Here is a 21,571-nt window from a genome sequence, read left to right as displayed (position 1 = left end):
GTTCGATCTATGCCACAGTCCTTGAAAGCTGGCTGGGTGTAGGCGCTGTAGCGGTAGATGATATCTTTGGGCAGTCTTTTGAGCGCCTCGATCTCGTCAACGGTTCCGGGACCGGTGTGTCAACCGAAGCCGGTGCTGTGACTGCGTTTGATTTGCACCAGAATTATCCCAATCCGTTTGCCAATCAGACAACGATACGGTTTAGTCTTGGTGCCTCGGAAGATGTAAACCTGACTGTGTACGACGTGTCTGGCAAAGCCGTTGAGGTGGTTGCCAACCAGGCGTTTGCCAGCGGTGAACACGCGATTCCGTTTGATGCCAGCAACCTGGCCAGCGGCGTGTACATCTACCAGCTGAAAACGCCAACACAGTCGTTCAGCCGGCAAATGACCGTTGTGCGCTAGCCACAAAAACCGACGATCAAGAAAATTCCCCTCTCGATAGGGGACAGTTCGGCTTGCCGAACAGGGGTGTGTTGCACTGGCTAGCAATGGCACCCGGCTTCTCATCGTCAACAACCCGATACAAAAACTAAAGCGGCCATTCAGCAGATAGCTGAATGGCCGCTTTACTTTGCAAGAAATCGGTCGCTAGAAAATGAATTCAAGCAGCAGTGGCAGGAGGAAGAAAATACTGATCAAGTACAGAAACGCGTAGAGCCTGTTTTTGCCGGCCAACTGCCCCATCCACTCCGCCATTTTGATGGGTATCTCGCGGATCGGCGGGATGCCATAAATCACAATAATACCGAACAGGTTGAAGATCAAATGGGCAAGCGCCACCGTGATGGCTGCAATGCCTGTTTCAGGATTGTCAGCTGCGAGGGCCAGCGACGCCAGCAGGGCCGTGACCGTGGTGCCCACATTCGCCCCTAGTGTATAGGGGAACACCTGCCTGACCGTGAGGATGCCGGCGCCTACCATCGGTACAATCACCGAAGTGGTAACTGAGGAGCTTTGTACAAGCACTGTAAGCACAACCCCACACGCCATGGCGGCCATCGGTGCGCCAAAGATGTACTTATGCAGAATCCGCTCTGTGCGGCCCATCATGATTTTCTTGAGCATCACTACGAGATAGCGCAGCGCCAGGAAGAGCAGCAACAGACCAACGATCAGGATAAGCCATCCCACTTCACCAAGCATCGCAATGATGCTTCCTGCTATCGGCTTTACCACAGCTTTTAGGGGGCTAAACAACTCGGCACCACCCACCGTGGTAATACCGGAGGCAAGCCAGATGGCCGGTTTGGAGATGATCCCGAACAATACCTCAAGCGGGAAGAGGAGCATCACAGCCGCAAAATTGAAAAAGTCATGTACGGTTGCGCCGGCCATGGCCCGCATAAACTCGTTCTTCCGTGTGATGTGACCCATCGATACGATGGTGTTGGTCACGGTTGTTCCTACGTTGGCGCCCATAACAATCGGGACGGCTCCTTGTATGGGCAGCGCACCAGACGCTACAAGTGCTACGGTGAGCGACGTGACCGTTGAGGAGCTTTGCACGAGCGATGTCGCAAGAATACCGGTCATGAGGCCGATAAGTGGACTGGCGGTGGTCGCCAGGAGGTTTTCGGCAAAGCCGCTTCCCATGAACTTGAAAGCGCTGCTCATCAGATCGAGGCTGATGAAAAACAGCAGCAACACCATGATCAGACCGGTTACCCGCAATATGGTGCGCGTAGGCTCTGAAAACCTGTCCTCAACAGACGGCACGCGGCCGGTTTTTTTCTCAGAGGTTGCGGTGTTATCTATAGAATCCAATTTGATTGTCCAGCTAATGCACGAGGATAGCACAAAATCTCTGCTATTTTACTGGTAAATCATGAAATGGAGCTACTGGATTGTGTTATCAAATTGTTATGGATTCGCTCTGGGGATAGGTTTGAGCGGTTTAGGAAGTGCTTAAAATAGTACGGCCCGGCCAGCAACGTAACCGGGCCGTGAAGGTGTATGCACATGCGTTACGCCGGCGTTTCAGCGTAGTGTGACAGGAAGCGGATGGCCGAAAGAATGCCTTCCCGGAAGCGATCTTGTCCAAAGCTTTCATTGGGGGAATGGATGGCGTCTTCGTCGAGGCCAAAGCCCATCAACACGGTGTCAATTCCCAAGATTTCTTTGAATTCAGCAACAACCGGAATGGAGCCACCTTCGCGCGTGAAAAACGGCTTTTTACCGTACGTATCTTCCAGCGCCTTGGCTGCAGCCTGCATGGCCGGATGTTTGGTGTCTACAATGGCCCCTTTGCCGCCGTGCAAGTCCTTGAACTCGAGCTTCATGGTTGGCGGCACATTGGCTTCAAAGTAGGCTTTGATCTTCGCTGTGATTTCGTCGGGTTGCTGGTTGGGCACAAGCCGCATAGAAATTTTTGCGCCGGCGTAAGAGGGCAGTACTGTTTTTGCCCCTTCACCCTGGTAGCCGCCCCAGATACCGTTCACATCGAGCGTAGGACGCGCGCTGGTCCCTTCGTAGGCTGTGTACTCGCCTTCAGTTTTAGTGACGTCTACGCCAACGGAGGCGGCCCACTCGGCCGGGTTAAACGGTAAAGCGGCAAACGTATCACGCTCCTCCTGGGTGAGGTCGAGGACGTTGTCGTAAAACCCTTCGATCGTCACCTGGTGATCTTCATCGTGCAGGCCGGCGATCATTTTTGCCAATGCATTGAGTGGGTTGTGGATGCCACCGCCATACATGCCGGAGTGCAGGTCACGGTCAGGGCCGGTAAGCTTCACTTCCACATAAGCAAGGCCACGCAGGCCATACGTGATCGAGGGTACGCCACGTGCAAACATGGACGTATCAGAAATGACCACAACGTCTGCTTTGAGCAGCTCCTTGTGTTTCTCGATAAACGGGGTCAGGTTAACCGAGCCACTCTCTTCTTCCCCTTCAATGATAAACTTGAGATTAAGTGGGGGTACCCCATCTGTTTTGAGGTACGCTTCGATGGCTTTCAAGTGGATAAAGACCTGGCCTTTATCATCACTCGAGCCACGCGCCACAATCCGTCCATCTTCTTTGATAATGGGTTCAAACGGATCTGACTCCCAAAGGTCAAGTGGATCGGGCGGTTGGACATCGTAATGCCCATAAACGAGCACTGTTGGTTTTGACGGATCGACGAGGTGTTCGCCATACACGATCGGATGGCCAGGCGTATCCATGACTTCAACTTTGTTGATGCCAATGGCCTTCATGTGATCCGCCATCCACACCGCACACCGCCGCACTTCGCCGGCATAGGCAGAATCCGTACTGATAGACTGGATCTTGAGCAGATCGATCAACTCCTGTACATAGTCAGGGAAATGGTGCGAAGCGTGTTGTAAGGCGGATTGCATACTAGGATTGGTTGTTGGTTGACGGTTGTTGGTTGACGGTTTTTAGGTACAGGTTAGCCTGTATTTGCGTCTATCCTGATAAAGATCACTTATTACTCAGTTCCATGCCTGTATTCATGCGTTTTGAGGACATAGAAGCCTGGCAAGAGGGCCGCCAATTGGTCCAGGTTATTTACAAAATTACTCGGCTTCCCAGATTTTCTGAAGATCGGGCACTTAAGTCGCAACTAAGAAGAGCAGCCTGTTCAGTTACAGCTAATATAGCAGAAGGATTCGAGCGGGGTTCTAATGCAGAATTTATCTATTTCCTGTCAATATCCAAAGGCTCAGCAGGAGAAATACGAAGCCTGGTATATACGGTACTTGATGAAGCGTACATTGATGATGAGGTCTTTCGGGAAATCTATAATCAAACAACGTCAATCATTAAGAAAATTTCAGCTCTGATAAAGTATCTACGCTCCTCAAATCGAAAAGGCCCCCGTTACAAATAACAACTGTCAACCAACAACCGTTAACCAACAACCAACCCTAAAATTCACTCTCGTCGCGCCAGCGGAACAGTTTCCATGGTTCACCTTCGGCTTTTCGGGTCAGAACGAAGTTTACGTTGCCGTCACCGCGGAATCCGTCGCCGGATTCGAGGCTGATGTTGAGCGAGAAAGACCGGACGATGCGGGCGCTCAGGTTTTCGTTGAACTGGTTCTGGGAAATGATCTGATTCCACTGCAGCCGGATCTGGCTGGCGTTTTGGAAGAGCCGGCGGGTCGATTCAATCTCCTGCGCAAAGCCCCACTGTCGCTCTACCTGCACGTCGAAGTCGTTGTAGGTGAAGATGAAGGAAGAGTCGAGTAACGGCTCGTAGAGCGACATGTCGCGCAGCTCATAAGCTGTTTGGAAGTTGGTGAAGAAACCGTCAACCGTTGCCTGGTCACCCAGCAAGTTGCCAAAAGGGTCGCCTTCTTCGAGGGCAGGGGCGAAGGGATTACAGGAGGTGAGGAGGAAGGCGAGTAGAATGCCGAGTGTCGAGTGTCGAGTGTCGAGTGTGAGTTTTGGTTTACTTCTGCGGTTCGAAATTCCTTGTTCGCTATTCGATATTCGATCAGGTATAATTGCTGAATGCGGATTTGAGACAGGGCGATATGGCGATGACTTTTGGTGCATTCAAGGAGAGTGTGGCGTGGCAGCCTGGCAAAAGGAGGCGAATCAAAGCGCATTTCTAACAAACTGCGCCGAACCCAATTCGGCATTCGAAAATCGGCATTCGACACTCAAATTCACGCAGTGAATTTGTACCCTATCCCGTATACGGTTTGGATATACTGCGGTTCGGTGGGGTCGTTCTCGATTTTCTTCCGGAGAGAGGCGACATGCCGGTCGATAGTCCGCGTGGCAATGTCTTCCTGGATGCCCCACACATCCCGCAGGAGCTGGCGCCGGCTTACCGTGCGGCCTTTGTGCTGGATGAAGTAGTGGATGATGCTAAATTCTAATGCGGTGAATTGCAGTTCTGTGCCGTTTTTGTGCGCGGTATGGCTGCCAAAATTGATTTCGATATCCTCGAAACTGTATCGATCCAAGTCTTTGCCGTTGCTTGTGCTGTGCCGGCGTACAATAACCTTGCACCGGGCAGCCAATTCTTTGGCGCTGAATGGCTTGGTTACGTAGTCTTCAGCCCCGAGTTTGAACCCGTTCAGTTTGTCTTCTTCAGAATTGCGCGAACTGAGAATGAGTACAGGGGTATCTACACCGGCTTTGTGCATGTCTTTGATGACATCGAACCCGTTTTTCTTGGGAAGGCCAAGATCAAGGATCACCAGGTCGAATCCTGGCGAGCTGGTGAGAAGTTTTAAAGCATGCTCGCCTTCGGTCGTCCAGGAAACTTCGTAGCCGTCTTCTTGAAATAGGCTTTCAAGTTCAGACCCAATTTTCCGGTCATCCTCAACAATTAGCAGGCGTACAGCTTGCATTGCACTGAAGCGTTTGGTGGCGGGGGCGCATGGCATAGCTGACCGTGGCGTCAGCGTTCAAGTAAATGCCAGTGACCCTAAACGCTTTAAGTTTAAAGCTCAGGACACCTAGATCGCAACTTTTACGACTCAAAACTTGTGGGTTTGTAGTAGATAATATGGAAGAACAAGACTTTACCTGGATCATTATTGCTACGCTAGTGGGCTTTTTTGCACTTGCAGCAGTGTTATTGGTGCCGATTTATCGATTTTTGGTGAGAGAAGAAAAAGCCAGCAAAGCGTGGACAAAAAAGGTGTTGGAAGAGGCTGCCCGGGAGAAAAATAGCTAAAAGTTGTCAGAATATGCGCCTGGGGATTGGAACGCGCCGGCTTTATTCTATGGTTATTTTGTTCTCCAGGCCGGCATATGTTTTCTCGCCGATCCCTTTGATCTGTTTAAGTTCAGCCTTTGTTCGAAAGCCGCCATGGGTCTGTCTGAATGTAATGATTCGCGTTGCCATCCGTGGGCCAATGCGGGGTAGTAGCTCGAGCTCGGCCGCCGTGGCTGTGTTAATGTTGATAGGGAAAGTGGGCTTAAAAAACTGTGAGGTGAGAGGGGCTGTAGCGGGCGTATCTGCCTGTACCGTATCTGATGCTGTGTGTTGTTGCATCTCTTTTGTAGCGGCAAGGAATAGGCTGTCCGTTGTCGCATAAAATCCCGGCGATACGGCTGGTCGACTGCTTTGATATATACTAATCAGCGTGCCCAGTACAATAAAAAACAACAACACAGTGAGGGCATGCGCTTCGCGGTTTGTGATTGCGAGTTTTTGTTGTAGCCGGTAAAGATGGAAGATCACGTTGCGGGGTTTTTTTGCCATTGGCTTTTCGTGTTTCTGCTGAAAACATCCAGAACACGCGCACTCATGCGGATTAAGGGTTGCGTTTAATGCCGATTTTATTTCATGAGTCACATAAGCAAGCTTATGTTCGTGTCGAGTGCCGATTGCTTTTCTTTTTTTGCTACAGCGGTATTCAATGGGGTTGCTAGCAGTACTTCAACAGCGCAAAACAGAAGCACCGCAATACGAAAACACAAAAACGTAGCGTACGTGCAATCCTTTAAATCGCATCACTCGGCATTCTACACCCACTGCAGCGTATCTATCAGGCCAGAAATCTATATTGTCTCCCGGACCCTGTGACAAACAGGGGTCACCTGTATTGATTACCTTGGGTGTGAGGTGTTAGACGTTGTAGACGATGCCGGCATACCCTCATTTGAACGGCTAATTCGTGGGACAAATTTTTCGGTCTGAAGCCGTTGTGCTTCGTAAAATGCCCTTTCGGGAATCCAGTCAGATTGTAACGCTCTTCACGCGCGAGAAAGGGAAAATTACAGCCCTGGCCCGAGGCTCGCGGAAGCCCAAGAGCCAGTTTGGTGCAACGTTGCAGCCCATGGCCCATATCCAGGCCATTTTTTATTACAAAAGCACACGTGACCTGCAAACGCTTAGCGAAACCTCACACCTTACGGTGCTAAACGGCATCACCGATGACCTCAGCAAAATTGCTGTCGGCGTACGGATGGTGGAGCTTGTTCAGGCGCTTATGCAGCAAGAGGAGCGGAACGAGCAGGCCTTTCAGCTCCTGGTAACCTGCTTGCAACACCTCGATACTGCAGATGCACATGCCGATAATATCTGGCTCTATTTTCAGTTGCAGATGGCTGCCTGTCTCGGCTTTCAACCCGATGTGAACCGCGATGAAGTAGAAAGCCTGGGCGAGGCCGGCGGGGTGTTGCTGCTTGATTCAGGTACCATCCTGGCAAGTACAGGAGAAGAAGATCCATCTCGTGGCCGCTTTGCCCAGAAAACTACATCGCTGCTCGCCACGAGAACTGCGCTCCGGGCTTTTGCCATTCTTGCCCGTGCTACGTTGCCTGTTGTGCTCCGCCTGCATATGGCGCCAGAAATTATGCTGGAAGCCAGCAATCTGGTAGACCGATACCTCAAATTCCACTTTGAAGATATGCTGCCAACCCGCAGCGAAAGGGTCATCGGTCAGCTCAAATCCTGATGGGTATAGCGGCCTGAAAGAACCGGCTAAAAACACTTTCTGTTTGAAAAACTGGAACTTCTAATAAAAACTTTCTTATATTTGTGTGACACATGTGTAAATATGTGAGTTTCTTCTGCTTACATGCTTGATTGCGGGCCCGTTTTGCCGATGTCAAGAAGCGTTGCACATGTAATCTGGTTGCTGCAGTAGCCCTGGTTTAAGGAATGCTGCGCGCCTATTAATTGTACCAGAAGAGAGTTTTATCATGAGCCGGAAGCATCTTACGAGTAAACAACACTCGTTTCTTAAATACCTGAAGGACTACGTCAAAGATAATGGCGTATGGCCGACTTACCGTGAACTGGTGGATGAGTTTGGGTACCGTTCCCCCAACAGCGTTACGCAAAACCTCCAGGCCCTTTTCAAGAAAGGTTTTCTGGTCAAGGAAGATGAAGGCTACCAGCTTTCTGATATGATGACCACCAATATGCCTGCCCAGATGGCCGGCATCCCTATTCGCGGGATTATCACGGCTGGTTTGCTGCAGGAAGCTGTTGAGGCCAACATGGGCACCATCACGTTGGAAACCCTGTTTCCAAAGCTGGATCGCATGTTTGCCATCCGCGTGTCGGGCCAGTCCATGATTGGTGCTGATATCAATGACGGCGACTATGTGCTCCTCATTGATGATGATATTCCCAACGGCGGGATCGGAGCTGTGCTGTATAATGGCGAAACCTCGCTGAAGCGGATTTACCAGGAGACTGAAGGGTTACGGCTCGAGCCGGCAAACGACGACTACCCGGATGTGTACATCAAACCGGATGTGTTTGAAGAAGTGAACATACTCGGCCGCTACATCGGGCACGTAAACCGCGATGGCATCTACAAGCGCACCATGCGTAACAAAGCTGCCTGATCTGCCAAACAATACAAGTTTATCCCTTGAGGCTATCCATGATACGACGGATAGCCTCTTTTTTTATGGATTCCATTTGTAGCTCCGGGTAGAAGTGACTGCGGAGCACACCTGTAATAATCCCATTCAGCATCGCAAAGCTGGTTGCACAGGCCACATCAGGATCCTCAATCGGCAACACACCACTGGAGGATGCTTCTCGCAATGCCTGCCGGCCCAGCTCTTGTCCGGGTATGATCCGGTGGTCGTGCCCCTCTTCCTGCGATAGCAGATAGAGAATCTCGAAATACGCAGGGTTGTTGATGCCAAATTCCAGCGATGTCCACAACAAAGCTTCAAACCGGAGTACCGGGTTTGTGTGTTTGTTGGCGATCTCCTTCGAAATTCTGTAGTGGAGCCGGTTGCCCTCTTCCACAAGGGCCTCTACGATGGCTTCTTTGTTTTTGTAATAGTAATAGAGGGTAGCTGCTTTGCAGCCGGCTTCCGCAGCAATTTTGCGCATGGACATGCTGTCAAATCCTTGCTGCACGAGCAGCTTGCGTGCTGCATCAAGAATTTCTCCGGTAAGGGGCTTCGTTTCCATGTCAACTTCTGGTTCAGCACGTAGATGTTGCGCTGTATGTATGCAAGTGACCGTGGGAGGGTAGGAACTGCTTGATCGGAAGATAAGATTCTTTTTGCAGTTTTGTGCAAACAAAATCAACATGAACCCAATCGATATACACAACCTCAGCTAGCGCATGAAGCCAGTATTTCCTGCGCGACAAGCGCAGTACTGGAAATGGCTAGAGAACCATGGGAAGGCTTTGGGTCTACAGGGTAGGGCTACTTCAGGATTTTACCCAGTGCGTTCTGGTCATGTTCGCCCATTTCAGACAAAATCATATGCCCCATCCGATCGCGTTTGGTTTTGAGATACGCTTCGTTTACAGCATTTGGGGGGATTTCAATAGGCACACGCTCAACAATCTCGAGGCCGTATCCTGAAAGGCCTACCCGTTTTGTGGGATTGTTGGTCATCAGGCGGAGTTTGCTGATGTTCATGTCGCGTAAAATCTGGCATCCGATCCCGTAGTCGCGATGGTCCCCTTTAAATCCGAGTGCGAGGTTGGCCTCGAGCGTATCCATGCCTTCCTGCTGGAGCTTGTAGGCCCGTAATTTGTTGATCAGGCCAATGCCGCGTCCTTCCTGTTTCATGTAGAGCAGCATACCGCTACCCTCTTTTTCTATCTGCTGCAAGGCGTGTACAAGTTGGTCCCCACAGTCGCAGCGCATGGAGCCGAAGATGTCGCCGGTGACGCACTGCGAGTGGACACGAACAAGGACGGGCTCATCAGCTTTCCAGGTCCCTTTGTGCATTGCAAGGTGGACGTCGCCTGTGAGCCGTTCTTCAAAAGCCGTCATCTTAAATTCGCCATACGCTGTGGGCATGTCGACTTCAATAACCTTGCGAACAAGCACTTCATTGCGCATTCGGTAGGCAATCAGGTCCTTGATAGTGATGAAAGGCATGTCGAAGCGCTTGGCAAGCGTCAGCAGTTGCGGTACGCGTGCCATGCTACCGTCTTCATTCAAGATTTCGACGAGTACGCCTGCCTCCTGAAATCCGGCCATGCGGGCCAGGTCTGTGGCAGCTTCGGTGTGGCCGGCGCGACGAAGGACGCCGCCATCGAAGGAGCGTAGCGGGAATACATGGCCTGGTTTGGCAAAGTCTGAAGGCTTTGTCGCAGGATCCGCCAGGGCAGCTATCGTTTTTGCACGATCAGCAGCAGAAATGCCCGTAGTTGTGCCCAGTCGATAGTCTACAGAAATGGTGAAAGACGTCTCGTGGAGCGAGGTGTTTGAGCTCGCCATCATGTCGAGGTCGAGTTCAACGGTACGTTCCCGGGTAATGGGTACGCAGATAAGGCCACGCCCTTCGGTGGCCATGAAATTTACAAGCTCAGGGGTGATGGCTTCAGCTGCACCAATAAAGTCGCCCTCGTTTTCACGGTCTTCGTCGTCCACTACGATGACAAGGCGGCCTTGCTTTACTGCCGTAATAGCAGATTCGATGGAGTCGAATTCAACGCCTTCGTGCGTTGAATGGTTACCACTCTCACCTGCCCCGGTGTTCTTAAGATTTGCTGACATATGTCGCTACGCGGTTACTAACAGAAGTGGGCAGTTTAACCCTTGATATACAAACAGGTTCAAACGTGAAATCACACTGCCCTCAGATGCAACCGGGCGAAAAAATGCTTGGTTGGTGGCACATTGGCCGGCCAGTTGCGGACATGATGTCCCTGCTTTTGTTAAAGCACTTCTGGCCAGCGCTATACCTACCGGGCAGAAAGATTACTTCTGCTCAACGCGTGCAATGGCGTTCTTTTCGACACGAAGCTTTGTATTGGTGTCTACTTGAACAAGCAGACTGCTTTCGTCGATCTGGGTAACATTGCCATACAACCCGCCAATAGTGATCACTTTGTCGCCTTTCTTGACTGCTTCGATCATCGACTTGCGCTCATCTTCTTTTTTGCGCTGCGGACGGATGATGAAGAAGTAAAAAACAACAAAAATTAAGACGAGTGGCAGGAAAGTGGCGATTGGGTTGGGTTCAGCACCAGGCTGCGCCATCAAGAAAAAAACGTCCATTACTCTAACGGGATGGTTCTACTTATGGTGGGCCGAAAACTAGTTTTCGGCAGGTTTAAAGTTACTGGTTACAAGTTGAAAGTTTTAGGGCTGATCTTCAGACAATGAGCAACCTTAAACCTTCAACTAGCAACTTTTAACTAACTGGACAAATCGTTTTGTCCAGTCTCTCCAAGGTCAAATTGCGCTGTGGCAAATGCAAATGAGGTTTTTGTAAAGAAGTGATGCGGGGGGCGCTTTACACCTGGTGGTACACTAACGGGTGCACAAAAAATGAGGGCAAAAAAAGTGGGCAAGCGAACCGTATCGCACCGCTACAACCTCCTACCGCTGCTACCTTCCGGTCCTGACGGGGTTCAGAGGGAGCTGGTCGTACGGGACTTGCCCATGTAGACGCAGAACCCTGCATACTTATGCAAACCTCAGAAACAGTAGCCAATCAATTAGGTTCCGGGCGGGTCTGCCTGTTTCCTTAAGTTTGATTCCTACCTGTCATGGCTAAAAATCTGCACGCGAGCTGCTGCTGGACGTTACCAAATCAGAATAGTGATACAGCATCTACATCAACAGCTATACGGTAGTTTTGGGGCATGCTGCCGGCCCGCTTTGTGGCTTCTTTGATGGCCTGCCCAATGGCTTCCATTTTGATCGTACGCGGCGCCTTCAGGATGATGTGAAAGCGGTAGGATTTCTGTATCCGACTGATGAAAGCAGGTTGTGGGCCGAGTACCTGGATCCCTTTAGGCGCCGTCAGGCCGCGGTGCCATTTAAGGGCAAGCGATTCTGTTGTGCGTTCATGTGGGCCCCTGAATTCAACGCGTACCACGCGACCATAAGGTGGATAACCCAATACATGCCGCTCTCCGAGTGCGATACGCGCAAAGTTTGTGTAATCATGCTTCGCTGCAAATTGTAATACTGCGTGCTCGGGATTTCGCGTCTGTAAAATCACTTCCCCACGCAGTTTGCTGCGGCCGGCGCGGCCGGCAACCTGTGTGAGCAATTGGAAGCTGCGCTCTTCTGCTCTGAAGTCTGGCATAAGCATGCCTACATCAGCATTAACTACACCAACCAGCGTGACGCGACCGAAGTCCAGGCCTTTGGCTACCATCTGGGTGCCAATCAGAATATCTGCTTCTCCCCGCGCAAACTTGTCTAGAATCTTAAAGTGTGCGTTTTTCCCAGTCGTTGTGTCGAGGTCCATGCGTAGCAGGCGCGCCTGCGGGAATTGGGTTTCCAGTTCTTCCTCAATTCGTTGTGTGCCGGCGCCAAGCCGTGTAATCTCTGTGCCACCGCAATCAGGACATTTACGCGGTAACCGCTGCGTTTGTCCACAATAATGACAGCGCAAGTGATGGTGGACCTTATGGTACGTCAGGGTAACTGCGCAATCATCACAGCTAGGCGACCAGCCGCAAGACTTACATTCTACCAGCGACGAATACCCGCGCCTGTTTTGCAAAAGAATGACCTGCTCTTGTTTTTCGAGTCGGTCTGCAATGGCCACACGCAATGCCTGGCTTAATGTACCGGGTAATTTGTGCTTCCGCTTTTCGAGGGTAAGGTTAATGGTGCGCACCGTTGGAAGTGGCGCTGCTTCGTGTCCGGGCACAGGCACCCGATCGGGCATGGAGAGGTAGGTGTACTTGTCGCCAATGTAGGCGTTAACGTAACTCTCCAGGCTCGGTGTTGCTGAGCCCAGGATGCATACCGCATTGTTCATGCTTGCACGAACCACGGCAACATCGCGCGCATGATATCGGGGTGCGGGGTCAAATTGCTTGTATGACGTTTCATGTTCTTCGTCCACTACAATCAGCCCAATATTAGACAAGGGCGCAAGGATAGCTGATCGCGGGCCTATGACAACGTTGTAGCGTCCATTGCGCAGGTTGCGCCAGGCATCATACCGCTCACCGAGGCTCATGCGTGAATGCAGTACGGCAATTTGATCGCCAAAATGCGACCTGAATCGGGCCACCGTTTGCGGGGTCAATGCAATTTCTGGTACGAGGACAATACCCGTTTGACCTTTTGCAAGCACGGCTTTGAGTGCTGCAATGTAGACTTCAGTTTTACCGCTACCCGTCACACCATGGAGCAGGAAGGTCTCAAACCTTTCTTTTGTAATGGCAGCGTAAATGGACTCAAGGGCCTGCTCTTGCGCAATGTGCAGCTTGTATTTCGGTGGGGGGGCGTCATTTGCGGCTACTTCGCCAAGGGGCGTGCGAATGACCTCTTTCTCCACGATGGTGATGAAGCCTTTCTTTACGAGTCCTTTGAGTGTGCTGGCGGCAGCACCTGTTTTTGAGAGGATGGTTGCCTGCGCCGGCATCGCGTCACCATCTTCGTAGTGCGCAAACAAAGCATCCAGCACAGCCAATTGTTTAACGCCGCGAATGGTAGCCTTTGCCTGTGCAAGTTGTTCAAGGGTGTTACAGGTATCTGAGAGGGTGAGGTATTTTGCTTTTTTGATGTTTACCCTGGGCTTATCGAGTATAGCCTCCAGGGTGATATAGCCGGCTGCATCCAATGCGCGAAGGTTAGAGAGCGATGCACGTGGGTCGACTTTTTTAAGCGCTTTTTGCGTGGTGTGTCCCTGTGCTTTGATCAGGTCAAGCAGGGTGCGCAGTGTTGGTTTCTCAGGGGCTGATACAGGTTGTTGCTGGTTAGGACTGATCTGATAAATTTGCTCCTGGTTGGTACCCGTTGGCAAAGCCGCGCGAATCACTTCTCCCCATCCGCAAAGGTAATAGGACGCAATCCATTTGGTAAGCGCGAGCATTTCACTGGTGAAAGCCGGCGTTGTATCGAGCACGTCCTGCAGGAATCGGGTCTTTTTGTCGAGCTCCCGTGCCGGCAGTGTTTCTACAATCAACCCAGTCAGCACCCTGTTGCCAAAAGGCACAATCACCCGCGTTCCTGGTTGGGCATCTGCCTCCATGTCTGCAGGAATCGCGTACGTAAAGGTCGTTTCGATCGGGAGCGGCATGGCAACCTGTGCCACGGAAGCCGTTACGGGGCGTGGTGCTGTAGACGATGCCGCAGGATGCGATGTCGGGGCCTCTGGATTCATAAAATGGCAGGCAGCCGCGCAGGTGATTAAAGCTGGAAATCGAATATACAGCGTACGCTAACCAGATGACGTCTGTATGTCATCAATTGGGATGACGCCTGTGAGTTGGGCGGTGATTTCGTAGAGGCGTTTGGCTGCATCTGCATCGCGGGCTGCGGCAGATGGCGTACGCGGTTTGCTACGGTCAAAGTACTTGCCCGTAACACCCATTACTTCGGGGGAAGTTGCCAGGTAAATCGAAGTTTGGGCGCCGGCTTTGGGTGACAAAAAGAACGGGCTGAAAATCCTGAAAAAGAAACTGAAAAAACCTGACTTGCCGCTGCCAAAGTTGGTTGCAACCACACCAGGATGCAGGCTGTTCACCGTTGGATTTGCTGTGTCCAGCCGGCGCGCCAGTTCGTTTGAAAAAAGAATGTTGGCCAACTTGGATTGTGCGTACGCTTTGTAGCCGCCGTATCCCTTTTTCAATTGCAGGTCGTCAAAATGTACGGCTCCACCACGGTGCGCATCTGAACTTACATTGACAACACGCGATTCTGGCGTCGCAATGAGCAGATCCAATAACAAATGCGTGAGCAGGAAATAGGCGAGATGGTTGGTTGCAAACGTTAGTTCATACCCATCAACGGAGGTCTGGCGTGCGGGCATAAAAGCGCCGGCGTTGTTGACCAGCAAGTCCAATTGCTGAAACCGCTGTTTGAAGGCAGCAGCCATCTTCCGGATTGAATCCATGTCTGCCAGATCGACAAGCATGAGATGCAACGCATTGTTGTTGGTTGCCGATCGCAGTGATGCAAGGGCTGCCTCGCCTTTTTGCTTGTTTCTGCAAGCGAGTACAACGGTGGCGCCACGCGTGGCTAGACTACGTGCCGTTTCGAGGCCAATCCCTGAGTTGGCGCCTGTTACGATACAGATTTTTCCAGTCATACCATGTGCAGTTGTGTCAGGAAGGGGGCCGTTTGTAAGTGCGCTATGAGGAAATCTGCAAGCGTATTTACTGCATCAGACTTTGCCTCTGTGCTCCGGTACAACGCAATTGTTGTTGGCCGGGATGTTGGCACCTGGTCCAGGTCAATCGGAATGATATCTGGCGTCATTGCACTTTCAGGCAAGAACCCAACGCCAAGTCCTGCCCGAACTGCAGCCTGCATGGCTGAAAGGCTAATACTACTGAACGCAACATGCCACTTAGTGTACTGCGCCTCAATGTCTTTGATGCCTTTGTCTTGTAATATGCAGGGAGATTCTGTGTCAATGACCAGCGGGATGGAGTCTTGTGACAGCAAGTCGTGGATAGGGTTGTGGGCCCATAAATAGTTTTCTTGCCAAAGCGGGATGGTGTGGCCGTGTGCATAGCTGTTGTTGGCTACGGCGAGACACAGGGTATTGGCTTTGATATCCTGGGCCAACTGAAAACTGGTTGACACGTTCAGTTCGATCCGCACTTTGGTGCACAGCCGGCCAAATTTTGTCAGTAACTGGACGAGCGGGCCAATGGTCACCTCCTCCAGCACGCCAATGCTGACAATGCCCTCAGTTTCTGTAACCGAAAGGCGGGCCACTGCCTCCTCACTGAGGTCCAGGATTTTGTGGGCATAGTCGACCAGCACCTTGCCGGCCTCTGTTACGCCGATCGATCTGCCATTGCGTGCAAGCAGCGGTGTGCCGACGCGTTCCTCAAGTTTTTTGATCTGCAGACTGAGCGCCGGCTGGGTGCGGTACAGTTTCTCTGCAGCCAGCGTAAAGCTGCTGGTTTCTGATATCGTCACCAGGCTGCGGAGTTGATCTATGGGTAAATCGTTTAACATCAGGTATTAGAATTTCTTATAGATATCATTAATATAATAAATGGATCTTATAGGTTCCGCTGCGTTTCATCAGCCATACAACTTCTGCCACGTCGGTTTTCGACATTGATTAAGGAGGGTCCAATGATCAGACAATTCAGAGATTTCATGTCCGCCAGATCAACCATGATGGTACTTGCATTTCTGGCTGTATATTTTATTTGGGGTTCAACTTATCTGGCAATCCAGATCGCGAGTGAGACGATTCCTCCGTTGACAATGCTTGGTTTCCGCTTTGGGATTGCTGGTGTGATTATGCTGGTCTGGTTGCGTCTGCGTGGGGCAGCTTCTCCTACGATGACGCAATGGCGTTCTGCATTTGTCGTGGGCGCACTCATGTTATGCCTGGGCACTGGTAGCGTGGCCCTTGCCATGCAGTACATTCCGACAGGATTGACAGCGCTGCTTCTTACCACGGTGCCGCTCTGGATGGTATTGGTGGACTGGTTGTGGAAAGGCGCTGCGCGTCCTTCAGCGATTTTCTTTGGAGGATTTGCAATCGGATTGGTTGGGGTGTTTCTGCTTGTTGACCCTGAGACGTTTACGCACGGTATGGATGCAAATGTGCTGGCGATTTTGGGGATTCTTGGCGGTGCCATTAGCTGGAGTTTGGGCTCGATTCAGGGCCGTTCTTGCGACATGCCTAAAGATCCGTTTATGGCTACCGCTATGCAGATGACAGGAGGCGGTGTAGCTTTGCTTTTGGCCGGCATCGCGATTGGCGAAGATCCCACAATTTCTGTTGCGCTACTTTCTACACGTTCAATTGCAGCATGGCTCTACCTACTCGTATTTGGTTCATTCATCGCATTTAGCGCTTACATCTGGCTGATGCGTAATACCTCGCCGGCGCGCGTTTCAACCTATGCATACGTCAATCCGGTTGTGGCGATGTACCTGGGGTGGGCTTTTGCCGGTGAAGAAATTACAACCCGCATTCTGCTTGCGTCCATGCTGCTCATTTCTGCAGTGGTTATTGTCATCCGCTTTGGACCCGGGAAGAAAACAGCCCGAAAACCTTTTGTAGCCAAACGCCGATTTCAGATAAAAGAGACCAGTTGAGGTAACCAGTAAAGGCCGGCACATGCCGGCCTTTACTGGTTTAAGCTTGCCCTGTGATTGCCAGGGGACAATTATTTACGAAGGAGATAATGCTGCTTCGTGTTCGTGGTGTGCTTTGAGCATGGGTTCGCTGGTGCATTCCATGAGCACACCGTAGTAGCTCTGGGTAATGTGTGCTTTGTCCCTGAAAGATGGGATTTTCTGTAGTTCTTCGTGTAATGCCGGCAAGTTGTAAAAAGGCACGCTTGGGTACAGGTGATGGTCGAGGTGAAACCACACATTTTTTGACACCAGAAAAATCCTGTCAAACAGCGAAGGATAGGTGGTTCGCGCATTGGTAAACGTGTGGTCATAGTCCAGTCCAAAGTGCTCCGCAATGCTGCGAATGCGGAGGATTACCTGTAACCAGGTGAACAAGGGCACAATCCAGAAAAGGAAGAATTGCAGCCACAGGCCAAAGTAGCTCAGCACAGCTACAAGGGCCACGTAATAGCTGATTCGGCCGGCAACAAACAAGCGCGAGGCTTTCTTTTCCTTTGATACCGATGATGTATCTGCTTTGGCAGAGCGCCCGCCTGATACAATGAGTTTTACCATCCAGAATGCATTCATCCCCATCAGGATTTTTGCAAGGATAAAGAACAGTTCGTTTCGGGTTTTCGGGAATTCCCACTCTGGTGTTTCTTTGCTCACCCAGTCAGGGTCAAAAGACGTGTTTGTGTGCCGGTGATGGGCCATATGGCTAAGGCGGTACGAGTGAACGGTTACAAAGAGCGGAAAAGCCAGCAGGACTTCGCCCATCAGATCGTTCAGTTTTTTGTTTTTGACAATGCGGTAGTGTGAGGCCTCATGCAGCATAATGGCCATGGCATGTTGGCGCGCGCCTATCCACATCACTGTTAAAATGTAGAGGATAGGATTTCTGTACTGGTTGACGAGGAGTATGGCTACAAAAATGAATACATACTCGAGGAATAGATGGGCTGTAGAGCGCCAGGGCTTAAGCTGGGAGAGCTGACGGATTGTTGCCTTGTTAAGCTGTTCATGCCGAGCAAGCGGTGCATGATGATGGTGATGTGATGCTGTGTTTTTCACTGGATACCTCGGTTTTGCGTTGTATCCTTTTACACAGCATCACCCAGTGAACAGGCTCATTATTTAATGCGGCCTGATCAGGCGCGCAGCATGAGGGCATCTCGAAAGGCAGCGACGTTTTCTGCAACGGATTGTGTGCCACCAAAAATTGCACTACCTGCGACAATGACATCCGCGCCGGCTGCTACCACTTCTGCTACGTTGGAGGTTTTGATTCCTCCATCAACCTGCAAAAAGGGCGAGAGGCCCTTGTCATTCAGCTGGCGTTTCAGTCGCTTGATTTTGTTGGTGCTGGTCGGGATGTATTGTTGTCCACCAAACCCCGGATTCACAGTCATTATCAGCACAAGATCTACATAAGGCAGAATTTCTTCGATCGCGCTCAGTGGCGTAGCAGGATTGAGCGTCACGCCGGCATTTATGCCACATTCCCGGATTTGCTGGATTGTACGGTGCAGGTGTGTGCAGGCTTCCACGTGTACGGTAAGCCGGTGCGCGCCGGCGTCGGCAAAAGCTTTGACGTACAACTCAGGTTGCTCAATCATCAGGTGAACATCGAGTGGCGCACCTGTTTCCTGGGACAGCGGCTTCAGTGCATCCACGATGAGCGGGCCTATGGTAATGTTTGGGACGAAGTGGCCATCCATTACATCCACATGAAGCCAGTCTGCGCCAGCCTCCAGGGCTTCGCGTGCGTGTGCTTCGAGACGGCCAAAATCTGCCGAAAGAATAGAAGGAGCCAGTTTTACCATGAGCCTGGGGAAAATTGCTGCGCGGTGCGCAGGGGGTCAGAAAGTGAACACGAGCCGGGCCATAACAAGGCGGCCGATTTGTGGCGCACCAACAAATTCTCTGTGCCGCGTGGTCGTTTTACCATCAACAACAGTGAGCAGATTTTGTGCCGTTACATCGAGTCGCAAGCCTGAGATCTGCCGGCCAAAGTCGTAGCCAATTCCTGCGTCGAGGACTGCGTAGTTGTCTACAATACCGGTAAACGGCCCAGAGCGAACCGGGAATTCGCTGATATATCTGCCGGCCATTCGGAAAGAAAGGCCGCGAGGCAACTGGTAGTCGAAGCCCATGCTTAACTTGAATGTTGGTGCGTTGAGTGCAACAGCCAGGTTTGTGTCTTCTTCTTCCAACTCGGTGTTGTCGAAAAAGTCGTCGCTAACAAATGACGTATTGCCAAACAACCGCAACCGATCTGAATACAGGTATTCAAGTGCCAGGTCAACGCCCCATAGCGTTACGTTGCCAAAGTTGCGGTAGGTCAGTAGTCCACCTATCGTTGTGTTCGCAGCTTCCTCAGACAATATGGTTTGGTCTGGTTGAACAATGGCAACCGGACTTGCTGCATACCCGTCAAATCCATCAAATCCCGTTTCGATTAGATCTGCTATGAGGGCGGCGGCGCCTTCTGCGGTTACACCCATGTTTTGCAGTACTGCAGCCAGGATAGGATCTGCTTGCGCAAAGTCTTCTACAAACGGGGTGATTTGCCCGTTAATGGTTGCGCTTATACCAGGCAAAAGCACATAAGGGGACTCTAGCAGCAGGGGACCAACAAAGTTTCTCTTCTGGGTGAAATAGATGTCTGTTGCGACAACAATGCGGTTACCTATCAGGCCCTTGTATCCAAACTCAAGCGTATTGGTGACAGATTGTTCTAGTGGCTTGATGTCTGTCGGATCGCTTGCAGGAAGAAATCCATCACCATTTATGTCAGGGACTCCAAGTGCTCCTGCTGCATTGCCTCCGATGAAAGGGGAAAGTTGGTTCAGGAGTGCGGCAAATCGATCCCGGTCTGTTGCGGACAGGTTGGCAAACGCCGGCGGGAGTGCAGCGCCTGTGGTAAGCACATTCCCAAGCCGGCTGGCAAAGTTCTCATACACAGGAGCTACAGGTATCTGGTCCAGCGCGACCTGCGTACCAAAAAAAGAAGGGTTGTTCTGATTGTCGAGATCGCCAATGTCTGGCAGTAAAAAGGTCACCGTTTGCTGGTCCCGGAAGTTGGCAAAGGTGAATCCTTCATGCGCCCCCCTGCCTTGTAGCGACACGCCAAAAGAAGCCGCTGTAAAGAGCGTCGACACGTTCATGTCGAGGAAGTTTGGGTTGAGGCCCGGCGCGCCAAATGCGCGGTTGGCTGCTACGCGAAACGTGTGGGTTGGCGTGATCTTGAATACTAGTCCTGCACGGGGTGAGAAGCGGACTTTCTCGTCGACGTTGTTGTAGTCGGCCCGGATCGCAGCCGTGACATCCAGTTGATCGGTTGCCAGGGTTGCTGACTGCAGAAATACACCCAGTTCATCAATTTGGTCAATGGCTTCGTTGCGGCCGTGTAGCGTGCCTGCAGTTCTGGGGGAGGTGCGTTTGAAGTCCGTGCCTACAAGCAGGTTTTGCCGGCCTTCCAGGAAAGAAAAGGTGTACTGCGCCTGTGAATTCCATAAAACGGTCTGGTCGGTGATGCGCAGCAGTTGATCGGTCAGGCTCGTTGGGCCGTAGTAGAATGAGTCGCCGCTGTCGTTTTGATTCATGTACACCTGGGCAAACAAATTGCCGGCGTGTACGCGCAATTGTGCGAACGTATAGGCAAAGTTGTCTGTCTGCGCTGCGCCAATGCCTGTGAGTAGCGACATTTTTTGGGAGAGATATCCTCCGTTTGCAACAATGCGTATGCCCGATGTTGGTCGATATTCCAGAGTGCCCGTAATGCCATATTTCCAGAAGTCAGGATCACGGCCGGTCCCGCCTTCGCGGGCAATCAGGGTTGCATCGACGGGGTTGTCAGCTTCCAGTGCCCAGTCATCGCCACTGGCGTATTCGCCGACAATTTTATAGCCGAATCGGGAGCCAAGGGTGCCGGCGTGTCGCATTTCTACATCAAGCAGGCTGCGTTCTCCTCCCCCAACAGACAAACTGGTGCCTGGATAGGAAAACGGGCTTTTGGTAACAAAATGCATGAGGCCCTGGTCAACGCCTGATCCATACAAAGCTGCGCCGGGTCCGCGAACAACTTCAATTCTGTCCATATCGAGGGAGGCAATAGGCATGAGCCCGTAGGCATTGATGGCCATGCCTGGTGCTGCAGAGAGCCGGTAGTCGGTGAGGACGTAGGTTTCACCGGTGACCGAGTTGTTGAAGCCACGGAGGGCTATTTCTCTTCTGTCGATCCCTGTTTGTGCATGATCCACCCCTGTCACCAGTCGTAATGTGTTGGCAGACGTCGCGGTTACATCACTCTGGATTTCGCGGTCGGTGGTAGTCGACGGCCTTAGTCGCAGCGAAGTGGATGTGATACTCTCCAGTTTTGGGAACGGAGAACTCAGCGGTGAGGGTGGCGTCTTTTTTCTCAGGGATCCACCAAAGTTGGGAGTTGCCGCTCCAAACACCGTCGCCGAAGCCTTTCATGTTCTGCGGGCGGGCGGAGCCATCGGCTTTGACCACCTTGATGTTTTCGCCTTCGACGATTTGCGTTCTTGTGTACTATAGATAGTTGGCTGTGCATTTTGGCCTACCTTGGCACACTGGAGCACTCAGCTGGCCGTGAAGCGATACTGTTGAGGAGTGAGGATATCAAGGAGT

20 protein-coding genes and 1 other RNA gene are annotated in these 21,571 nt (G+C 51.5%); 6 read left to right on the top strand and 15 right to left on the bottom strand.

The genetic code is table 11. The annotated features are described in order from the left end of the window. A partial coding sequence (locus AAF564_16450) for a T9SS type A sorting domain-containing protein (GenBank protein ID MEM8487145.1) occupies positions 1 to 404 on the top strand: 404 nt, incomplete at its 5' end. A gap of 186 nt (positions 405 to 590) precedes the next feature. Here AAF564_16450 and AAF564_16445 read toward each other — a convergent pair. Both AAF564_16445 and AAF564_16440 read right to left on the bottom strand, forming a co-directional pair. After that, complete coding sequence (locus AAF564_16445) at positions 591 to 1,766, bottom strand: Na/Pi symporter (GenBank protein MEM8487144.1); 1,176 nt, start codon at positions 1,764 to 1,766, stop codon at positions 591 to 593. Between the two features lie 200 nt (positions 1,767 to 1,966). Further along, positions 1,967 to 3,343, bottom strand: coding sequence for a dipeptidase (locus tag AAF564_16440; protein MEM8487143.1), 1,377 nt, complete (start codon positions 3,341 to 3,343; stop codon positions 1,967 to 1,969). A 104-nt stretch (positions 3,344 to 3,447) separates the two neighbouring features. Here AAF564_16440 and AAF564_16435 point away from each other — a divergent pair, with 104 nt between their 5' ends. Then, positions 3,448 to 3,837, top strand: coding sequence for a four helix bundle protein (locus AAF564_16435; protein MEM8487142.1), 390 nt, complete (start codon positions 3,448 to 3,450; stop codon positions 3,835 to 3,837). Between the two features lie 37 nt (positions 3,838 to 3,874). On the opposite strand, the gene AAF564_16430 is transcribed toward AAF564_16435, so the two are convergent. Together AAF564_16430 and AAF564_16425 are read right to left on the bottom strand one after the other, a co-directional pair. Further along, positions 3,875 to 4,507, bottom strand: coding sequence for a hypothetical protein (locus tag AAF564_16430; GenBank protein ID MEM8487141.1), 633 nt, complete (start codon positions 4,505 to 4,507; stop codon positions 3,875 to 3,877). Positions 4,508 to 4,620: 113 nt separating this feature from the next. Further along, entirely contained in the window at positions 4,621 to 5,313 is a 693-nt protein-coding gene (locus AAF564_16425) for a response regulator transcription factor (GenBank protein MEM8487140.1), read from the bottom strand. A gap of 158 nt (positions 5,314 to 5,471) precedes the next feature. On the opposite strand from AAF564_16425, the gene AAF564_16420 reads away from it, so the two are divergent. Next, complete coding sequence (locus tag AAF564_16420) at positions 5,472 to 5,642, top strand: hypothetical protein (protein ID MEM8487139.1); 171 nt, start codon at positions 5,472 to 5,474, stop codon at positions 5,640 to 5,642. Between the two features lie 42 nt (positions 5,643 to 5,684). Here the strand turns inward: AAF564_16420 and AAF564_16415 are convergent, their stop codons facing one another. Next, positions 5,685 to 6,173, bottom strand: a complete 489-nt coding sequence (locus AAF564_16415; GenBank protein MEM8487138.1) for a helix-hairpin-helix domain-containing protein — start codon at positions 6,171 to 6,173, stop codon at positions 5,685 to 5,687. A gap of 415 nt (positions 6,174 to 6,588) precedes the next feature. Here AAF564_16415 and recO point away from each other — a divergent pair, with 415 nt between their 5' ends. Together recO and AAF564_16405 are read left to right on the top strand one after the other, a co-directional pair. Then, positions 6,589 to 7,371: a DNA repair protein RecO gene (gene recO, locus AAF564_16410; GenBank protein MEM8487137.1), complete on the top strand. Its 783-nt coding sequence runs from the start codon at positions 6,589 to 6,591 to the stop codon at positions 7,369 to 7,371. Positions 7,372 to 7,618: 247 nt separating this feature from the next. Continuing rightward, positions 7,619 to 8,272 carry a S24 family peptidase gene (locus AAF564_16405; GenBank protein ID MEM8487136.1) on the top strand — a complete coding sequence of 218 codons (654 nt, stop codon included), beginning with the start codon at positions 7,619 to 7,621 and terminating at the stop codon, positions 8,270 to 8,272. A gap of 19 nt (positions 8,273 to 8,291) precedes the next feature. On the opposite strand, the gene AAF564_16400 is transcribed toward AAF564_16405, so the two are convergent. The 7 genes from AAF564_16400 to AAF564_16370 all read right to left on the bottom strand — a co-directional run bounded on the left by AAF564_16400 (position 8,292) and on the right by AAF564_16370 (position 15,793). Then, positions 8,292 to 8,855 carry a TetR/AcrR family transcriptional regulator gene (locus tag AAF564_16400; protein MEM8487135.1) on the bottom strand — a complete coding sequence of 188 codons (564 nt, stop codon included), beginning with the start codon at positions 8,853 to 8,855 and terminating at the stop codon, positions 8,292 to 8,294. 242 nt (positions 8,856 to 9,097) lie between these two features. After that, positions 9,098 to 10,405: a bifunctional 3,4-dihydroxy-2-butanone-4-phosphate synthase/GTP cyclohydrolase II gene (locus tag AAF564_16395; protein ID MEM8487134.1), complete on the bottom strand. Its 1,308-nt coding sequence runs from the start codon at positions 10,403 to 10,405 to the stop codon at positions 9,098 to 9,100. A 204-nt stretch (positions 10,406 to 10,609) separates the two neighbouring features. Next, the gene (gene yajC, locus AAF564_16390; protein ID MEM8487133.1) at positions 10,610 to 10,909 is read right to left on the bottom strand and encodes a preprotein translocase subunit YajC; all 300 of its coding nucleotides are present in this window, start codon (positions 10,907 to 10,909) and stop codon (positions 10,610 to 10,612) included. A gap of 287 nt (positions 10,910 to 11,196) precedes the next feature. Next, an RNA gene (ffs, locus tag AAF564_16385) (signal recognition particle sRNA small type) lies at positions 11,197 to 11,296 on the bottom strand. 151 nt (positions 11,297 to 11,447) lie between these two features. Beyond that, the gene (gene priA / locus AAF564_16380) at positions 11,448 to 13,985 is read right to left on the bottom strand and encodes a primosomal protein N' (protein MEM8487132.1); all 2,538 of its coding nucleotides are present in this window, start codon (positions 13,983 to 13,985) and stop codon (positions 11,448 to 11,450) included. Positions 13,986 to 14,042: 57 nt separating this feature from the next. Continuing rightward, positions 14,043 to 14,912 (bottom strand): SDR family oxidoreductase, encoded by an 870-nt coding sequence (locus tag AAF564_16375; protein MEM8487131.1) that lies wholly within the window; start codon positions 14,910 to 14,912, stop codon positions 14,043 to 14,045. Beyond that, entirely contained in the window at positions 14,909 to 15,793 is an 885-nt protein-coding gene (locus AAF564_16370; GenBank protein ID MEM8487130.1) for a LysR family transcriptional regulator, read from the bottom strand. The genes AAF564_16375 and AAF564_16370 overlap by 4 nt, the downstream gene beginning before the upstream one ends. A gap of 147 nt (positions 15,794 to 15,940) precedes the next feature. On the opposite strand from AAF564_16370, the gene AAF564_16365 reads away from it, so the two are divergent. Continuing rightward, complete coding sequence (locus tag AAF564_16365) at positions 15,941 to 16,894, top strand: EamA family transporter (GenBank protein ID MEM8487129.1); 954 nt, start codon at positions 15,941 to 15,943, stop codon at positions 16,892 to 16,894. A 75-nt stretch (positions 16,895 to 16,969) separates the two neighbouring features. Here AAF564_16365 and AAF564_16360 read toward each other — a convergent pair whose 3' ends face one another. The 3 genes from AAF564_16360 to AAF564_16350 all read right to left on the bottom strand — a co-directional run bounded on the left by AAF564_16360 (position 16,970) and on the right by AAF564_16350 (position 21,378). Next, the gene (locus tag AAF564_16360; GenBank protein ID MEM8487128.1) at positions 16,970 to 17,989 is read right to left on the bottom strand and encodes a fatty acid desaturase family protein; all 1,020 of its coding nucleotides are present in this window, start codon (positions 17,987 to 17,989) and stop codon (positions 16,970 to 16,972) included. Positions 17,990 to 18,066: 77 nt separating this feature from the next. Beyond that, positions 18,067 to 18,741: a ribulose-phosphate 3-epimerase gene (gene rpe / locus AAF564_16355; GenBank protein MEM8487127.1), complete on the bottom strand. Its 675-nt coding sequence runs from the start codon at positions 18,739 to 18,741 to the stop codon at positions 18,067 to 18,069. 36 nt (positions 18,742 to 18,777) lie between these two features. Then, positions 18,778 to 21,378 carry a TonB-dependent receptor gene (locus tag AAF564_16350; GenBank protein MEM8487126.1) on the bottom strand — a complete coding sequence of 867 codons (2,601 nt, stop codon included), beginning with the start codon at positions 21,376 to 21,378 and terminating at the stop codon, positions 18,778 to 18,780. Between the last annotated feature and the right edge of the window lie 193 nt (positions 21,379 to 21,571).

The sequence above is a fragment of the Bacteroidota bacterium genome (assembly GCA_039111535.1).
Lineage (GTDB): Bacteria > Bacteroidota > Rhodothermia > Rhodothermales > JAHQVL01 > JBCCIM01.
This window is presented reverse-complemented; position numbering and strand designations above follow the sequence as displayed.